This is a genomic window from Vibrio sp. PID17_43, from assembly GCF_002608565.1.
Taxonomy (GTDB): Bacteria; Pseudomonadota; Gammaproteobacteria; order Enterobacterales; family Vibrionaceae; genus Vibrio.
Genome location: NZ_LIXM01000018.1, coordinates 87,960 through 104,943, shown reverse-complemented (window position 1 = coordinate 104,943; position 16,984 = coordinate 87,960). Strand labels below are relative to the sequence as shown.

Genomic DNA, 16,984 nt, shown 5'->3' with positions numbered 1-16,984 from the left:
CAGCGGTTCTAGAAAGTCTATCTGGAAACAAGAGTTAATAACGTGGGTGGGTCAGTTTTACTTCGGCGATAACGTCGATAAGTGGATCAAATTTAAACTGGCGTTGACAGCCTCAGCAAATCTAAACAGTACCTAGCTTACTCAACAATTTTCCATCACGGATAAACTTAGGCATATCGAGCAATTCTTCATCGTCAGCCAATGACTTTGGAATCACCGACTCTAGCTCCTCATATTCAACGCCAAAAAAACGCGAGGCTGTCATAAGACCATTGATAAATTGTTTTTTGCCGACTCTTTCACCAACCAGTGAACTTGGAATGTTATGGTACTCTTCAAGTTACCCTCCAAGCTAACACATAAGAAAACCCATACCACCGTAAATTCACCATGGTAGGACCATGGTTCTGGTAGCTCAGCGCTCTTGGCAATACTGGCTTAAGACTTTGTAGTAACCGGAGTTTGTTGGATTTACGGGAATTCCCTTGCGCACAGAATCGACATGCGATGAACCATAGATGCACCATGGGCAAAATTTCAGGGTTGATAAAGGGAGTCTATCGGGAGAGATTTTCGTTGATAACAGGCAAGGAAAACTGAGGAAAGCTATTGATTGTGCTAGATACAACAAAGCCCCGACTTTCGTCGAGGCTTTGTTGTTTAAATATGGTACCGGTAGGCGGACTTGAACCGCCACGCCCGAAGGCAACGGATTTTGAATACCTCACATGGTCTCTTACCTAGTTGGACTTACTAGGATCTTGTTGCATGTTAAGGACCATAAATTAGGATCAAGGTAGATCTGTTATTCAAACAAAGCACTCAGATTTAACAAGAAATAGCTCTCGTATAAGCTACTACTTCTTCTTCCGCAATACTTAAGTCGATACATAGCCCAACAGCATAGACAACTTGCATACTTAGAGTTCAAGTGATGTTCGAGGTAGAATCGACTCGTGCATTACTGACAAAGCAGTGTAAAGCTGCTCTCTTGAAGACAACTCAAAACACTCATCCACAGCTTTTTCAGGCTCAGAAAGAATAGTTGTTATAGAATGAGTTGCCACCGTTTTTAAAGCAATTCTATCTTTCGCATTTAAAGAAAGAGATGCCCCAAAGTACTTTATTTTCCTAGGTTTATCTATCCAAAGTCGCGTTTGAAGATGAACATACATCGCTTTAGTCAAACTTCCCTCATGAACGATTTGCAAACGTCGGTCAGGCCTTAAAGACGTTTTCGTTGCCATATATGCAACAATGTCATCCAACTTACATTTCCCGACTAACTGTCTAAAAAAGTTATCAATAAACTCTATCGTCGAGGGGGTAACACGCGATATTGGCTCAAAATCAGACTTACAAACTAACTCGGATGTGTCGAACATTACAAAGTCAGGGTTTGACGTAATTAGTTCGATATCAAGAGAGCCATGAAGCTTTCTTCTTAAATCAAAAATGAACTTACTCACTTCAGGAACATACAAAGTTGCACAATCGAATCGACTGATGTTTGGGAGTGGCACCATAAGGTAGTCATGTTCCGAATTACACCATTCATTATATAGATCAATGGCAAGCATCCACTCATACCATGTTCCGCGACAATTAGATATAGCGCCTGATGTAACACGGTGATTAGCGTCAAGAACTGACTTTTGAATTTGATCTAGATGCGCTCTATAGTTCCAATCACCTGTAGGTAAAGTACCGCTAACAGACTGAATAAAAGCGTTTTTAGTATCAACAGTTGGTTTACCATTGACATCAGTTTTGATGAGGTTTTGAGGCATTATGCATCTCCTTAGAATAAGTCAAACAAGCAAGACTGGTTAACGCCGCAAATCGGCATGCAACCTTGCTGCATATGCAACTATATAACTAAGGAGATGTTTTGTCTAGGCGCTATTTAACGTTAACCTTTTAACCTAGTTTTTTTAGAAAATCATCTATTGTTTTAGCAACACCTAATGCTGCTAGGTACGGAACCCCATTTCCAATCGTTTTAAACATGTTACTTAAAGTCATTGATGGAGGAAGCTGAAACTCAATTGGTAGCGATTGGATTGCCAAAGCTTCAGCGGCACTGATTCGTCTCGCAAAGTAAGGGTGCAAGTGAACCTCATTGTTACCGTACGCTGCCGTAGGAGAATATCTCCAGCGATGAAGACGCTTAAATGACTTTTTACTAACATCACCCTCTTCTATTTCACCAAACTTTGCTGATCTAGGGGCAAAGTGGTGCTTTGCATTGGGATGATTAAGCACGTTGTTTTTCTGAAACCAATATTCAACAGTTAGTTCTTCAACAACTCCATCTGGCAGGTTTTGATTACCATTTTCGATGAAAGGATGACTCTCAGGCCACGATTTCAGTTTCAGCGATTGTTCGAGTGTAAAAGAAGTTCGAGCTTCCCAGTCAAAATTCGCAGCAGAAATGCCTCCCGATTGCATTTCATCAGATGACAATATTGAACTAACTAAATGCTTTTTAATACCAAATAGTAAGATTCTGTCACGGTCTTGAGCTGCACCATACCTAATACTATTCAGTAAATTATCAGACAAAACATAACCTGAACCTCTCAGACGCTCTTTCATTTCTTCGTAAAATGCACGATGCCTTGCAGTTCTCCAAAGCCCTTTTACGTTCTCAAATAAGAAATAGTCAGGTTGATGTTCAATAATTCCGTCGATATAGGTTCGGGTCAACTTACCATTTTCGCCCTCATGACCTCGGTTTTTACCTGCTACTGAAAAGTCAGGGCACGGTGGACCACCAATAAAACCGACAAGTTCTCCCTGAGCACGAGCATCATCAATACAATTTGTTAATGATTGAGACTTATCACCACCGTTTACAAAATCCTCAATGCTATTTAGAAAGTAGCCATAACGAGGTTCTGCATGACCCATGACATTTCTAGAGTGCTTATATGCCTCTAAGAAAGGAGCATGATACTCATTAACAAAAGCAACGTTAAAACCTGCATTTTCAAAACCTAAGTCTAAAAAACCAGCCCCTGAAAAAAAAGAAAATATGGTACTCATCGAAGCAACACCTTGGTAAGTCTGAACGGCTAAAGCCACTAGAAAAGCGAGAAAACGGAATTCTACCTAGCTTAAAAAAAGAAAACAAAACTATCTGTCATAAGCCTTATCAATGAAGAACAATCAAACATACTCTCATAATTAAACAAGTTGCTTAAGAGATTGAACTCAACGCCACTTTGAGGAAACGCTTTGATAACACACCGCCAACATCAATAGCAATCCACTCATCAAACTCATCAACAAACCTCACCTTAGGCAAACCATACTTAACCGAAATCTCATCAATCGACAGGTTCTCAATCTCACCACGATTCTTAGCCCTACGAGCCCTATCGTTCAGCTTGGCAACGACCAAATCTAAATCACCACCAGCAACCAGCTCGGGATTAACAAGCAACAAATGACGAGCCGATGGGTAGAGCTTACCTTGGTAGAACATCGGCTTGGATTGCCCTTTTAACTTCTCACGCTCAGAATGTGCGCCAGACAAAGCATCTTCAACACTAATGCCTGCGTTTATGCGATTCATCAGTGTACTTTGCGCCACGCCAAGATCTTTCGCAGCCTGACGCATACTTGAGTATTCAACACCGTTAATAACGACTTTTCTCGCGTAAACACGACTAGGACTCGGTTCTAACTTCTAGTGTCCAGCCACGCTTGGTCATACGTTCCGTGACCAATTTAGGGTTGATACCAAAATGACGCGCTGCTTCAGCACGTGAGGCGAACGTCAAATCACCATTTTTTAATTCAAACATATAGGCCTCAAAACAATCAGATTAATAGTTATTAAATTGTTGTTCTGAGGCGAGACAAAGTTACAGACAGATCAGCGCAACAAACAATTTGGCACGGTTAGTCTCGGGCCCATATCTGCCGTTGAATCGCATGACATGCATGACATGCATGACATGTGATTTACTGCCCAAAGTGGACGTTTTCCCTATAAAAGAATTTAAATTAGGGTTGTCGTCCACTTCATACTGTTGCCGATCAATCTTCAAGCCTATCCTCGGCAAATGCCTCGTCCCATTGCCCGTCGACTAGTTCTGCATCTTCCACATGACCAAACTTATCTGCAAATAGAAGTGCGGCGTGAAGTACATACTCTTGGCTCTTCGCTGCAATCTGTTCGGTGGTTAAATGTTTATATTGCTTGAGACTCTTCTGCTCGCGAGTCCATTTGTTATTTAAAGCCGTAGCCTTTTCTTCAATCCAGTTATCTTTGCGTACTGCATCTTGCTCTATAGGCAGAACGTCTGTCACAATTTGATATCCTTTGCTGATGCGCTCTTGTTTCATACTCTCGACATAGGCAAACAACGCCCCAAATGACAGCCCTGTTGCCTCGCATAACGTGTGCAGCTGAGCAATGTTGAATACCGAACTGCCACTTTCAAGACGCGAGTAAAAGGCATTTTTCACGCCGAGTATCTCTGCATATTCCGCTTGTTTGGTACTGGTTTTTATCTTCTTTGTTTGGCCCAACGCCAATACAAAGTCAGCTCCATACAATCTTAGATCTTTCACTGCCTCTGCTATCAACGTGAAGATACTAACTTTACCTTTACTTTTCACTCTCATCTCCCTCTCTACCTTTCTAAAATTTTAACGCTACAGGAAAATTTTTCAATTATTTATTGACTTAAATGCACAATAAGAAGTAACTTAACCATGAAAAGTTTACCTCACAGTTATATTTTTAGGAAAAATTATGCAGTACAACCAAAGCGAAAAGGCAATACAACACGGCAAGAAAATCGGACTCACTACGTTAGCCTTATTTATTAAACGAGACATTTTGCCTAAAGACTACGAAGAGCAATTCATGGACAGTGTTCCTGTCAGCTATGGGGACGGCGGCGGGACTCCTATCGCCATACTACCTGTTGAAAAGGTTCGCGACGTTCAAGATGCTGAGCAACAAGCTCTAGATTATTTTTTCACAAAAAAACTGTCTATTACTTCTAATTCAGAAGAAATGGGTGGAGGCGTATTCATCATAACCACAAGGGTTTCAACTGGTAGCGGTACGGAAACATTTAGCTGTGAATACCACTTAAATGAGTCACCCCTCATACCCGCCTCCGTTTATGAGGCTGTTGGCCATATCTGTAAAGATCTGCCTTTTTATCACCCAGAAGCAGTGACAAGCTTCTGTGCTGCAACGTTTTCTCTAGCCAGTGAGTGCTTCGACTATGTCGATTTTCCTGATGGGGAACCATTCTATTTTGATGCTGAACTATCGGTAAGCAACGAATTCACGACCAAAGAACAGTGGGCGCAGTTAGAAGAAGAATTAAAAGCGGCATTCGCAAAATAACACAATTTTTATAGGACATATGAACATGACAAACGAACTAAACACTACAAACACACACGGTCGTAACCAGAAAGGCACACATGAAGATATGTTTGGCGCTGCAGCTAATCACCCTTCTTACAAGCAACCTGACTTTCTTCACAGCACTCGTTTGAATGAGGATGGCTGTACGATCGCTTTCGTGATGGACACTTTTGAGAAGGTGTTCTTTCATTACCTAGATACACCGGAACTGAAAGGGTTTGTGCAATGCAACGGCAGCGACAATTGCTCACTATGCGAAGCAGGTATTAAGCTAGATCATCGCATTTTGACACCAGCATATAACTTCTTAGAAGGACGCATGGAAGTTCTTGCTATTCCACCATCAATGAAGCCAACCGCATTAGCTCCACAGCTACAGACTTTATTTGGCAAGGGTGGTCTGATGATTAGCATCACTAAAAATGGATACCAATATGAAGTGAATTCTGGCGAGATCATGGATGGTATGGGTATCGACGGCGATAAAGTACTGGCGTTTAAAAATGCCTACGATCACAACGAGTTTTCGCTAGCGGACATCTACCAAATCAAGGCCAATGAAGAGCTGGAAGAGATTCCGCAGATCAAGGCGCGCCTCCTTCTAAAACGTGGCCGTGCAGCCTAATGACTGCCGATAAGCAACGGATTAGCGGGGCTGATTGCCTCGCTAATTTCAGAACAAAGAATAATGCTGAAGTTAATCTTCAGCATTGTCTAAAACACCAAAACGTCGTCGTTAACTTGCAAGTTGGCGTAGGTAAGTCCCATAACATGGATCAAGTGACTGAAACGGCTATTCGTTCGGGTTATTACGATCTTGTGATAGTCATGCCCCCTACCCGCAGCATTATCGATGAGCGCAAATTGATAACAACCCCACCAGCAGATATTGAAGTCATCAATATCCGCCCTCGCCCGGCCGAACTATGCGGTAAAGAGCGCAATCAAGTATGGGAAAAATATGAAGCCCGGAACCTTGCTCAATTAGGCAAACGACACTGCTGTGAGTTGTGCCCCAAGCGCTCTGAATGTTTCTGGCCTAGCCAATACGGTAAAGATCTGCAAGGCAAACAGGTAGTGTTCGCAGCTCAAGCGCATCTTGAGCATAACCCACACTTTATTGCTCATATAAAGCAGATGACTTCTGCGGAGAAAGTGCTGGTTATCTTTGATGAGGCGAATGTCAGCCTAGCCGATTACAGTCGCATCATAACGTTGGATTCTATCCATCAGTTAATTGATGCAACGGAACGTTCCGATGTATCTAAAAAACGCAAAGCCGAGATTGCCCATTACTTAGGCTGTTTGATCTGTGCGCCAAACGAGGACTTACAAGATGCCCATGCTTGGGCTTTCCCTCGCCTTGGTGTTAACGAAATGACTCAGATCTTGACCTGTGGCGATGAGCTATTTGGTGATTCATTCCACAACATCATTTACGACTTGCAAGCCTTTGGTTATTCCAGTGCTGAGTCTCGTGAAAAATTACCGAATGGCGATATCCGCTTTCCCGCATCTCCCTTTACTTCTGGGAGTAATGTGTTGCTCTACAGTGGCACCACTCACCTATCCATTTTAAAGATGCGGCTAGGTATCGATTTCTATTCGCCATACGACAACTACGAATTTAAAGGTGAGGGAACAACATGGTTGAACCTTGCTTCATCGATTGGAGCTAGCACTCATTTTAAAAAGAATGCCCCACAAATACTGGATGTGTTCTTGCAGCTAACTGTACAGCGAATCAAGTCAGGCAAGCGTGTTCTACTGGTATCAAAAAAAGATCACGCTGATTTCTGCATTGAGACTCTCAACCAAATGCTGGTAGAGCAAAACGTTAATGATATCCGTGTAGTACATGGGGAGCATTATGCGGAAAGCTCGGATTTAACTTTAGTTCCTGTCATTCACTATGGCGTTATCGGCATTAATCAGTATGAAGAGTTCGACTGCTGTTACTGCCTCAATAGCTATTACGTCACCGAGAAAATCCTAAGCGACTCTATTCAGGGGTTACGTGCTGACAGTGAGCGTATTGAAGTTACGATTGTCCACTCGAACAAGCCGCGTCGTCGCCATGGCGTCGTATCAGAACAACATCGATTCACTGATGTAGCCGAAGTCGCAGATCCAATGCTGCAAACTTTAGAGATGGGCACAGTGGTCCAAGCCGTTGGTCGCGTGCGTCCATTTACCAAGACTCGCGAAATCATTACGTTCCAGAACAATGATGCTTTAGCGACGACCTATGATCACGAGTTCTCTAACTTGGCGGAATTGCGCAATCACTTCGGATTAGCACCCAAACGCACACGTAGCAGCAATTCTAAAGCGGATAATGTTAGGGCTCTCAGCGCTAAAAAACTCAAACAAGCCGAGATAGCGAAGCAGTTGGGTATCAGCACCCGACAAGTACGCCGCTATTTACAACAATCCGCCGCTTAACTCCATTAATTTGGGCGAGATTATTCGCCCTTTCCGAGGATTAGAACAATGAATTTACTTCCGGGAACTGAACAGTACTTTGCTCCAACTAAAAACAAAAAGGTATCCGCCCTAGTTCTACCTAAAAACCCTAGCTTTACCAGTGGAGAAACTACGCTGATCAATACGCAGCAGGGGCTATATGACTTTATCGACTTAGCATTACAACTGCCTATCTGCCATGTTGGTATGGAGTGCAAACATATCTACGGCACATCACACGTAACCTTACCCAACGGTTACGACAAATATGACATCTCTGCGATTCAGCCAACTGAACTGTGTCTAACTCTCTGCACTGGCGATGTGACTTCAATAGAGCTGCACGCCTTTATCATTGATTTAGCATCAGATATTGAAACTAGCCAACTACAAGTGTTGTTTGATTTACCAGTAGCCTTTGTCGCTTACGATGCTAACAAGCTGCTGCATTGCCTCTGGGCTATAGAGCTTATTGAACCACGCCGAATCTGGGACATACTGATTGCAGAAAAGGCTCGGTACCTTGGGCTGCACCAGTTCGATAAACGCCAAGAGTTTAATGGCCTAGTTGCCAAAATCGAGGCTAAAGATAGCTTTGCTTCAGAGCGCAATAATTTCTATAGATTAAGAGCGACTGCTGCCCGTTATGGCCTAGAGTCCCCACTGACAGATCAAACCGAAGCATTATGCGTGGAAGTAGCCAAATTATACATGCTGCAACTTCAAGCGACCGTTATGCAAGGTATTCACTCCCATTTAACTGAAGTGGAAATGCCTTGGATTGTTACCAATGCCGCAATGGAAAAAAATGGCGTTCTTATTTGCCGTAAGCAATGTGCAAAAGTTCTCATTGGAACGAAAGAAAAGCTCGCTCAATGGCAAGCAGAACTTAAAGCCTATGGCCTAATCAACCCAAACAGCCTTGATGAAAAAATCACTTTCTTCAACTCGCTTGGTTTACTGCGCCACTTTAAGGATGGTGACGGTTATAGCTTTGAACGCGAGATGTTAAGTGCTAACTACGACTTGCACCCAGCAGTGCGATTGTTATCTAAGTACTCAAATGTGGCATCAATATCTAAAGACGTCATTTTTCAGCCGGGGCTTGTCGGTGCTGATGGTCGCATCCATCCAGTACACAAGCATCTAGACACCGTAACGGGGCGTCAAGCAACAATGGCACCCAACATTTTGGGTTTGCCAGCGGATTTGCGTCCTATCGTCATAGCGCCGGAATGCTATGGCATTGGTGAAGTGGATTTGGCTCAGATTGAAGTAGCTATCACGGCGGTTATCTACAACGATGCCAATTTGATTGAGAAGTACAACGCTGGCGACTTGTACTCGGCATTAGCCCAAGAGTTTTACCAAGATGAACTACCAGAAGAACATAAGCATTGCTCGCTAGTTATGTTCAAAGAACATCACGCAGATAAGCGCAATGTCATGAAGCAATGCACCCTTGGACTTATTTATGGCATCACCGCATTTGGGCTGGCTAAAAAGCTGAAAGTATCAGAGTTCAAAGCAAGGCAACTCATGGACGGGTTTCTAGCCATGTTCCCTACTTTGGAAAAAGCCATGCATACAACGCCGCAATACGGAGCAATTCGGGGCTATGTAAGCACCGCTACCGGACTGCAACGACAGCGCGCCGAAAATGCGGAACGGAATCGCAGCGAGAAAAACTGGATGATTAATATGCCAGTTCAAGGAACCGCTGCTGCGCTGTTTAAAATGGCAGGCAACCGTCTACATCAGCTATACAAACGCTATGATGCAAAGTTGATTGTTGCTCTGCATGACGCCTTTGTATTTGAGGCACCACTAGACAAACTAGAGGAAGTGGCTGCACTAACCTCTCAAGTCATGATTCAGGTGATCCAAGAAAAATATCCGCAGCTCAACATTCGCACGGATATTAACATCACATCGCCCCACAGTTGGAACAAAGACGGTAGCGCTGCCAGCATCTTTGAGTGGCTGAGCAGGTGACAAACTGGACGCCAAACCTATATAGAATTTCTATTAAGGCTCCATGTCCACCTAGCTGACATTTGAGGGTACGATACACATGACGTGTATCGTACTTTCTTAGTTAGCACCGACTTTACGGAACCAACGAGCTATGTATTTCGAGAACTGTTTGCGTCCAAATGAGTTGTGACCATTCTTCTGGGCTAGATCATTCCTAAAGCAGGATCGAACATAGTTCCGCAAGTATGTCGATTCAGCCATTGGGCCGTATGATTTTTCATATTGGCAGATACTATCATCTAGTACTTCTAGGTATGACTGCATGTTACCAGTTTTCAGTTTAGCGGTATTTTTCTCGATGATTTTCTCGAAGTTTTTCATTTTTATTGCTCCATCTATTTCTACAAGTAAGTTCCCCTGCAAACCATGCAGGGTTATTAATTTGTTAGAAAAAGAATGGAAAACTCAGATGTACTTAAAGGGCTATTTGTTGCCTACTAGACAACATGCGGATCTATTGAAGCTTATTACTTGCGAAAAAAGTAGAGACGCTCCATCCCTACTTTTTACACATCGATGTTAGTCATCCAGAACTTCATCAATGAGCAAGCCGAGTGCAAAACCAGCCACAGCGCCGGCTATCAAACCGTACGGCCCGCCAAGGCGTGCTCCGAGAGTGCCGCCCAGCTGCGCCGCTTTTAGCCCAAGATCCCTTTTAGATTTCGGTAATTGTGCAGGCTTAGGGTAGAAAGTGCTTCCTCGTTTATTCATTTTTCAGTGCCTATATTTGAATTATTAAAAAGGGCGATACCATCACTGATATCACCCATGTATTTTGTTGCGGGTGACCTCTATACTATCTAGCTAGTCGTCGTACGCATCGTCATCATCACTATCTTCATCATCGTCTTCCCACAGCTCATGCCAATTCATACCTAGCTCATTGAGCGCTTCTTCTTCGGTATAACCGTTTTCATTCATGCACAGCTCTACGTCAGCGTTTAACTTAGCCATTATTACGAACACTTCTTGCAGTAGTTCTGGGTCACTTGTTTACACGAGTTACAAACCCATTGCCCACATCTACTGCAAGAGGTTCCGCCCATTACATCTGTCTTCTTACGACACTTATGGCAAGTCCAAAGCTTCATTGAACCTGATGACTTTTTAAAAATACTCATTACATTTCCTTAGCTAACAAGTAGCTCTGTTTTAGCTGCGAATGACAATAGAACGCCGAGCCACAGCTATGCTCAAGCATCCCAGATTGACGTTGTTAAGTGATTATTCAGCGATATTGCTGACATGAGGATAAATACAAGCGCTGTGAGATACGCTCGAAATGAGGCGTTTTAGCGACGAGGGGTCCACGACACAATCTAGTGTTCCAGATTTTTACTGTTCGTCTGAAACCGACTAGATTATTCACCTGTAGTAATAGTGATTAAAAATGCTCTCGTGGCGCTTGGAGTTATGGCTAACGAGAATAGTAAGGGGTTTACCGAATAAGATAAGTTTCATCATGCTCAGTTTTCGACACCAAATCGTAAACAGATTTTTAAAGGTGCACTCTTGGTGCTGATATTAAAACAGATGACTATGGGTAAACTCAGAGTAAATCGCATTTATGACCCACTATCCATACTCACCCTAAAGGAAACACCGCACTCACTCCCATTGCTCGTTGAAGCAATGGGCGTCACTAATGTCAAAAGCTCGGTACAAACCAACCAGACTGGTTAGAATTAAAATCCACTCCTTGGTTTAAAAATCCATTTCTCAAGCTCCATTGAACTGTTCCCCTCTGAATCGCGACTGCAACGTTTAAGTAAAACGTTGCAGAACGTTACCCAAATGAAAAAGGCTTCCCATCACACCATGGGTTACATGGGACAATGGGAAGCCTTAGTTTCACTAGGAAGTGAGTCGACTATTTTATGGTACATACATGGTGCTTTCTACTTGGTTTGTTTCCGATGAACTAATCCACCGTAACTTTTATCTCATCGAAACAGTCGATTCCGATGTAGCTTAGAAAGTTGGTTTCCCACATCGAATAGAACTCAGCGACACTGGATTCAGCAATGGGAACTTCACCCATGTAACGGATGTAAGCCACACCATGACCAAAATCAAAGTCGATTTCTTTCTCAAGTTCAGGCATTAATCCACAGTAACTAAAGTCAGTGATGTAGTCGAAAACCCATTGGCCACCAACCCTACCAATAGAAATCTCAATAGGGTGATATCCACCGTTCTCAGGGCTATAGCTCGAATCTCGGAAGCTAATCACGACCGATTGGAGCATAGGTGTCCATTTGCCTTATTCGCTGTTCACTCGGCTTAAAGTATCTTGAAGATCGACACTGACAGGTAAAGTCAGCTTATTCTTTGAAAAGCATAGTTTCATAATAAATTCTCATTTAGTTTGTTCGGGATGCACTCTTGGGTAGTGCGAGGTATGAAATTTGGGAAGAGGTTTAGTCGGTAAGGATTGATGTGCTTTTAGGATTATTTAGCTTCGATTTCACCCTCTACGAACGACAGGAGTTCGTCTCGACGCTGCTTGTAGTCCTCTGAGAGTACGTGGAGGAAGACTGATTTCTCTGACTGGATGATAAGACCAAGCCCCCTGCAACAAGCAGCCATAAAACCCGCGTTGTTCGCAGACTGTCCGGAAAAGACACACTTCATCACAGAGCTCTTGAACGGTTTATCACCCTGCACATCTAGAACTGCGGTGATATCCTTTAGTAAGATTTTTTCTTTGCTGTGCAGACCACCGCCCTGATTTCCAGTCATACGGATATAAAGCTCATTTTCCTCGTCATGTAATACGATTTCATAGAACACATGGTTTGTTGTTTTCGGTGATAACTTTTTAGCTTTACCATCGAGTACGATATTAGTGAAATGATCGACTGGCTTATCGTCAGTAACCGTGACTTGTTCATTAACCTCGCCGATTTCAGGTTGAACCGCTTCTTGTTGTTGGTTTGATTTACGTGCCATACGACACCTCCTTAAAGTTGGAATAGTTCAGATTTAACTTGGTTTTAAGATTCAGCTTGGTCAGCGAGTTTGGCGACAGGGAACGTTGGACTGTTCATTGGAGCGCAGCAGTAAACACCACCACCTTCCATGGTCACTATGGCAACAGCAAGTAGCCAAGGACAGTCATCATCATTTAGCAAAAGCACCCATTCAGGGTAGTTACTAAGGAACCTTAAAAAATGCTGATTTTTCTCAGATTCTTCACTCAAGGTTTCGTCGGTATCGGACTCCTCAATCAAGTACAAGGTAGTACCGACCTCATCCCAGAACGCTTTGGTACTTTCTTCATCACCGAATGGTTCTATCAGGTGTTCGAGTAGTTTTGCTTTCACACCATCCGGCATTGGCAGTGATTGAATGTCTTCAAACTTGTTTACTGTTTTCATTTCTAATCTCCGTTTAATAATGAAAAAGCCCCTGTTTAGCTCATCGCTAAACAGGGGCTTTTCTAATGTCATTTCTAAATTAACTGGTTAAACCTAACTTCTTCATTCCCAACGTATCTCTGGCTTCGCAGTCACCATATCCGATAAACGAGAGCCAATCTCCCTCCGACGCCCTACAGTCAGCTTCGAATAGCGCCTTGTTGATGACAGGTCAGCGTGATTCAGCTGCTTGGCTATGTCGTGTAACGAGACTCCTTGGCTAGCTAACAAACTTCCAACCGTATGACGAGCTGAATGCAGGGTTAGGTTCGCTTTATCTCCGGGTATGTCGGGCAGTCCCATCTTGGCTTTGATAGCCTTGAAAGCATGCCTAGGTTGCCCTACTGGTTTACCCTTTTTGCGTCCAGGAAAGAGATACGGATTATTCGCCACATGAGGCACCGACCTCAAAATATCAAGCATGTAATCACTTAGGAATAAAACGTGACTAGTACCGTTTTTCGTATGTGGAATAGTGAGTGTTTTCTCCTCCCAATTCACATCGGATTTCAAGCGTAAACGCAGTTCCTTATCCCTCGCGCCAGTCAAAAACAACAGAACTAGGTACGCGCCAATGCTCTTATCTTCATGGTTCAGAGCGTGACCGATGAACTCCTTTAGCTGCGCTTCCGATAAGTAGCCAGTGCGAACGTTATCTTCTTTTAACAAGCTCACCTTGTCCGCGATAAGCGGCGCGTCCATCAACTTGTATGCCTGACGATTGATCGTTTTCAATAGAGCCAGAACACGGTTTATCGAGGCAGGAGCATACGGTTTACCCTTAATCGTAACGGCGTTTTGCATCTCCATTTGGACTTTGATGATATCGGCGGCGGTTAGGTCATGAATCGAGATATGATGTATCGACTTAGCTAAACGAAATCGCGCTACATCATCCTTCCAACTGCGTTTCTGTTTAGCCAGTGGCAGGTACACTTCATCAAAGAACCGCTCTAGAGTCATCGTCTTCTCGGTAGCCTGATTGTCACGCTCGAGCTTGGGATCAATGCCTTCAAGGATCTTCTGGCGGTACTCCTTAGCGATCTTTCTCAAGGTTACAAGATCTGTCTCAGGGTGACGGCCAAGACCAATCGCAGATTTTTTACCCGGAACCTGAGGACTAATATACCTCAGCAAAAAGCGTTTCCCTCCAGATTTACCCACTAAGCAACGCACTCCAGTAGGTAAACCACTGTCTTTCATAGCGGATAAATTGACTTCGTAATCAGCGGACTTTGCAGTTCTAGGGTTGGGTTTAAGGTTGTTGAGGAAAGTGGTGGTGAGTCGTTGTGATTTGCTCATTTAGACCTCCGTTAATTTATATACCCACACTTCAGTAATATAAATTTCAGAGGTCTTTAGTTACGGGTACACCCTTGATTAATAGTGACTTTAGGCACAAAACCACTCTAGTTAACAAAACTGAACAGTCATAGGACGATATTGATGCACTGCCAAGCACAGCCAAATATGATGAGATATCGACACGTCATTCAAGGCTAGAAAAACATGTATATATTATCGAATATCACTGGCTCCCATCACCAAGATCTGCAAAGGTTAGTTGATCAAGGTGGCGATAGACTTCTCATTACATCACCGTTCTTAGCTTCTGATATGACAAGTTTTTTAGATGGCTTTCATTTCAATGCGGTCAAGAACATTGAACTGGTAACGACATTCAAAGCCAATGATCCAGAGCAGTTAACAAAGCCAAAACAACTATTAGACTTCCTCGAATACTTCAATGCCAAATACCCAAAGGTAAAGGCAAAAGTTCACATCGATAATAGCCTTCATGGAAAAATCTATGCCCTAACCAAAAACCATGAGCATCAAGCTATCATCACATCGGCAAACTTCACTAAAAACGGATTACACCACAATCACGAATGGGGGGTACTAACCCCACACAGTGACCATCTGGACAATCTTATTGATGAAATTTACGAAGCCATTGAATTTAGAGAGCTTACGTTAACTCAACTCAGAAAAGCCGTGATGTTCGCTGAGCAGTATAGCTCACAAAAAGCATGGGAAACAAAGCAGCCAAGTGCTGACATCGATATCCTACCACGAGTCTATTCCTCTGAGAGCGACTCAGATAAAGAGCCACTCTACTTCCTAAAACCAATTGGGACTCAGGATGATCCTGTACTTCTCGAAGAACGACGAGATTACTCAGATCTCCACCAGAACTTACACTTTTCCAAGAAAAAGCCTAAAGGTGTAACCAAAGGCGATATCGTCATTACAACTGGCGTAGGGTGTGGCTCCTTGCTTAGTTACTTCAAAGTCACGGGTAGTCTTTTCCATGTAACAGATCAAGAGATAAAACAGGAGGCTTGGAAAGAACGCTGGCCTTGGTATATGGAAGGACAAAACCATAGCTGTGACTTCGGTGGCTCATGGTGGGAATATGACATTAAACGTAACGCAGCATTAGAAGAATTCCGACAACTTTATCCCACTATTCCAGTGACGAAGTCAGGAAATTTCACTCTAGGTACGCTTAACTTCGGTAACGATAAAGTACAGATAACTAAAGAATTTGGCGAGTTTTTAATAGGCAAAATAAAGAATTGCATGAAGTAAAAATAAAAGCCGAACGATACAACACGAAGTTATATGGTTCGGCTTTACCCACCCCTATCCCTAATAAACCTTGAACCGTTTCAGCTACTTGCCTCAGCGTTTTCACCTAGTCAGTGACCGATTACAAGGTTATCCGAATACCTATACACGACCTCAACTTTAAAGCTAAGGTGGTGTTCATGATGAAAGGTATTTGTTGTTGAACTGGCATCCAGTTCTGCTTTGAGGATTGAGCCCCTCATAGGCTATTGGGTTTTCAGAAATATCTTAGAATGGGAAATGCTCAGAATGCAAACCTAAAGTCATCATCTTCTGATAAAACGCTAACTCAAGTGGGTACGCTGTACCTGAATTAAAGAATGAGCTTTCTTCCCTACGACGACCATAAGCAGCATCAATTATATTTTCACCTGTAACAAGATTTCGGCAGTAGTCCTGGATGAACAGCACAACTTCATCTAACTCTCGATCTCGCTTGATGTCGTAGCAATACCAGTTACCTTCTTCATTATCTGAGTGAACGACATTAGCTAATTTAACATCGTTAAAATGCGTACGCTTTTCACCTTCAACTTCGGATTCTATTAAACCAACTAACCCAGCCCTGTATTGGCACACGATATTAAACTTATTATTGTCCTGTAGAATAATAAGTCTTAAACAACTAAAACTCTGATGATTTTTATTGTATGGCTGCTCGGTGCGATGATAAGCACTACTTTTAACAGTCTTGATTTGGTATCTGAAGATCGGATCGCCAATTAGTTTTAGAAATACAGGCTTGTTTTCACCATTTTCTAGAAGAACTGCATAAAATAGATGTTCTCTCGCCTTTTTGAGCAAATGACCATATTCTTTAATAAAATATGCCATCTGTCTTTCTGTTGCGTTTTTCCGTCCATTCCTCCATGCAGAAACAAGGGCGACTGACTTCCCACTTAATCCAGCCTTTACTGCTATATCCTCATTTCTATAGCCAGAAGTCTCTATTGCCAACTTAAGTAGTTGCCGTGTTAATTTGTACTTGTTGTCTGTTCCACTCATCGTTATGCCAACCAACTGTTAT

The 16,984-nt window shown here is 42.9% G+C and carries 17 protein-coding genes and 1 pseudogene; 5 read left to right on the top strand and 13 right to left on the bottom strand.

Annotated features, from left to right (window positions below; genetic code table 11):
* Positions 1-920: 920 nt before the first annotated feature.
* The 5 genes from AK965_RS14020 to AK965_RS14005 form a co-directional block, all read right to left on the bottom strand.
* The gene (locus AK965_RS14020) at positions 921-1,790 is read right to left on the bottom strand and encodes a Cfr10I/Bse634I family restriction endonuclease (RefSeq protein ID WP_099080185.1); all 870 of its coding nucleotides are present in this window, start codon (positions 1,788-1,790) and stop codon (positions 921-923) included.
* 130 nt (positions 1,791-1,920) lie between these two features.
* On the bottom strand, positions 1,921-3,048 hold the full coding sequence (locus AK965_RS14015; RefSeq protein WP_099080184.1) for a DNA cytosine methyltransferase: 1,128 nt from the start codon (positions 3,046-3,048) through the stop codon (positions 1,921-1,923).
* Between the two features lie 154 nt (positions 3,049-3,202).
* Positions 3,203-3,625, bottom strand: a complete 423-nt coding sequence (locus AK965_RS14010) for a hypothetical protein (protein WP_253252699.1) — start codon at positions 3,623-3,625, stop codon at positions 3,203-3,205.
* Between the two features lie 49 nt (positions 3,626-3,674).
* Positions 3,675-3,812, bottom strand: a complete 138-nt coding sequence (locus AK965_RS20700; RefSeq protein WP_253252698.1) for a hypothetical protein — start codon at positions 3,810-3,812, stop codon at positions 3,675-3,677.
* Between the two features lie 235 nt (positions 3,813-4,047).
* Complete coding sequence (locus tag AK965_RS14005; protein WP_172438152.1) at positions 4,048-4,632, bottom strand: helix-turn-helix domain-containing protein; 585 nt, start codon at positions 4,630-4,632, stop codon at positions 4,048-4,050.
* Positions 4,633-4,768: 136 nt separating this feature from the next.
* Here AK965_RS14005 and AK965_RS14000 point away from each other — a divergent pair, with 136 nt between their 5' ends.
* The 4 genes from AK965_RS14000 to AK965_RS13985 all read left to right on the top strand — a co-directional run bounded on the left by AK965_RS14000 (position 4,769) and on the right by AK965_RS13985 (position 9,862).
* Positions 4,769-5,377: a hypothetical protein gene (locus tag AK965_RS14000; protein ID WP_099080182.1), complete on the top strand. Its 609-nt coding sequence runs from the start codon at positions 4,769-4,771 to the stop codon at positions 5,375-5,377.
* Positions 5,378-5,402: 25 nt separating this feature from the next.
* Positions 5,403-6,026: a hypothetical protein gene (locus AK965_RS13995; protein WP_099080181.1), complete on the top strand. Its 624-nt coding sequence runs from the start codon at positions 5,403-5,405 to the stop codon at positions 6,024-6,026.
* Between the two features lie 146 nt (positions 6,027-6,172).
* Positions 6,173-7,846 carry a DNA-binding response regulator gene (locus AK965_RS13990; RefSeq protein WP_253252697.1) on the top strand — a complete coding sequence of 558 codons (1,674 nt, stop codon included), beginning with the start codon at positions 6,173-6,175 and terminating at the stop codon, positions 7,844-7,846.
* A gap of 48 nt (positions 7,847-7,894) precedes the next feature.
* A complete protein-coding gene (locus AK965_RS13985) occupies positions 7,895-9,862 on the top strand; it encodes a DNA polymerase (protein WP_099080179.1) in 1,968 nt (655 codons plus the stop codon).
* Between the two features lie 99 nt (positions 9,863-9,961).
* Here AK965_RS13985 and AK965_RS13980 read toward each other — a convergent pair whose 3' ends face one another.
* The 7 genes and pseudogenes from AK965_RS13980 to AK965_RS13955 all read right to left on the bottom strand — a co-directional run bounded on the left by AK965_RS13980 (position 9,962) and on the right by AK965_RS13955 (position 14,625).
* Positions 9,962-10,225 carry a hypothetical protein gene (locus tag AK965_RS13980; RefSeq protein WP_099080178.1) on the bottom strand — a complete coding sequence of 88 codons (264 nt, stop codon included), beginning with the start codon at positions 10,223-10,225 and terminating at the stop codon, positions 9,962-9,964.
* 198 nt (positions 10,226-10,423) lie between these two features.
* The gene (locus AK965_RS13975) at positions 10,424-10,615 is read right to left on the bottom strand and encodes a hypothetical protein (RefSeq protein ID WP_099080177.1); all 192 of its coding nucleotides are present in this window, start codon (positions 10,613-10,615) and stop codon (positions 10,424-10,426) included.
* Positions 10,616-10,708: 93 nt separating this feature from the next.
* Positions 10,709-10,858, bottom strand: coding sequence for a hypothetical protein (locus AK965_RS20460; RefSeq protein WP_172438151.1), 150 nt, complete (start codon positions 10,856-10,858; stop codon positions 10,709-10,711).
* A 967-nt stretch (positions 10,859-11,825) separates the two neighbouring features.
* A pseudogene (locus tag AK965_RS13970) lies at positions 11,826-12,254 on the bottom strand (DUF2787 family protein).
* Positions 12,255-12,355: 101 nt separating this feature from the next.
* Positions 12,356-12,856, bottom strand: a complete 501-nt coding sequence (locus tag AK965_RS13965) for a hypothetical protein (RefSeq protein ID WP_099080176.1) — start codon at positions 12,854-12,856, stop codon at positions 12,356-12,358.
* A gap of 44 nt (positions 12,857-12,900) precedes the next feature.
* Entirely contained in the window at positions 12,901-13,284 is a 384-nt protein-coding gene (locus tag AK965_RS13960; RefSeq protein WP_099080175.1) for a hypothetical protein, read from the bottom strand.
* A 102-nt stretch (positions 13,285-13,386) separates the two neighbouring features.
* Positions 13,387-14,625, bottom strand: a complete 1,239-nt coding sequence (locus AK965_RS13955) for an integrase family protein (protein WP_099080174.1) — start codon at positions 14,623-14,625, stop codon at positions 13,387-13,389.
* A gap of 207 nt (positions 14,626-14,832) precedes the next feature.
* Between AK965_RS13955 and AK965_RS13950 the strand changes: the two genes are divergently transcribed.
* Positions 14,833-15,918, top strand: a complete 1,086-nt coding sequence (locus AK965_RS13950; protein WP_099080173.1) for a phospholipase D family protein — start codon at positions 14,833-14,835, stop codon at positions 15,916-15,918.
* 267 nt (positions 15,919-16,185) lie between these two features.
* On the opposite strand, the gene AK965_RS13945 is transcribed toward AK965_RS13950, so the two are convergent.
* Positions 16,186-16,962, bottom strand: a complete 777-nt coding sequence (locus AK965_RS13945; RefSeq protein ID WP_030001019.1) for a hypothetical protein — start codon at positions 16,960-16,962, stop codon at positions 16,186-16,188.
* Positions 16,963-16,984: the final 22 nt, after the last annotated feature.

Coding starts and splice junctions, on each gene's coding strand:
- AK965_RS14020 (WP_099080185.1), bottom strand. CDS start 1,790: ATGCCTCAAAACCTCATCAAAACTGATGTCAATGGTAAACCAACTGTT.
- AK965_RS14015 (WP_099080184.1), bottom strand. CDS start 3,048: ATGAGTACCATATTTTCTTTTTTTTCAGGGGCTGGTTTTTTAGACTTA.
- AK965_RS14010 (WP_253252699.1), bottom strand. CDS start 3,625: ATGCGTCAGGCTGCGAAAGATCTTGGCGTGGCGCAAAGTACACTGATG.
- AK965_RS20700 (WP_253252698.1), bottom strand. CDS start 3,812: ATGTTTGAATTAAAAAATGGTGATTTGACGTTCGCCTCACGTGCTGAA.
- AK965_RS14000 (WP_099080182.1), top strand. CDS start 4,769: ATGCAGTACAACCAAAGCGAAAAGGCAATACAACACGGCAAGAAAATC.
- AK965_RS13995 (WP_099080181.1), top strand. CDS start 5,403: ATGACAAACGAACTAAACACTACAAACACACACGGTCGTAACCAGAAA.
- AK965_RS13990 (WP_253252697.1), top strand. CDS start 6,173: ATGGATCAAGTGACTGAAACGGCTATTCGTTCGGGTTATTACGATCTT.
- AK965_RS13985 (WP_099080179.1), top strand. CDS start 7,895: ATGAATTTACTTCCGGGAACTGAACAGTACTTTGCTCCAACTAAAAAC.
- AK965_RS13980 (WP_099080178.1), bottom strand. CDS start 10,225: ATGAAAAACTTCGAGAAAATCATCGAGAAAAATACCGCTAAACTGAAA.
- AK965_RS13975 (WP_099080177.1), bottom strand. CDS start 10,615: ATGAATAAACGAGGAAGCACTTTCTACCCTAAGCCTGCACAATTACCG.
- AK965_RS20460 (WP_172438151.1), bottom strand. CDS start 10,858: ATGGCTAAGTTAAACGCTGACGTAGAGCTGTGCATGAATGAAAACGGT.
- AK965_RS13965 (WP_099080176.1), bottom strand. CDS start 12,856: ATGGCACGTAAATCAAACCAACAACAAGAAGCGGTTCAACCTGAAATC.
- AK965_RS13960 (WP_099080175.1), bottom strand. CDS start 13,284: ATGAAAACAGTAAACAAGTTTGAAGACATTCAATCACTGCCAATGCCG.
- AK965_RS13955 (WP_099080174.1), bottom strand. CDS start 14,625: ATGAGCAAATCACAACGACTCACCACCACTTTCCTCAACAACCTTAAA.
- AK965_RS13950 (WP_099080173.1), top strand. CDS start 14,833: ATGTATATATTATCGAATATCACTGGCTCCCATCACCAAGATCTGCAA.
- AK965_RS13945 (WP_030001019.1), bottom strand. CDS start 16,962: ATGAGTGGAACAGACAACAAGTACAAATTAACACGGCAACTACTTAAG.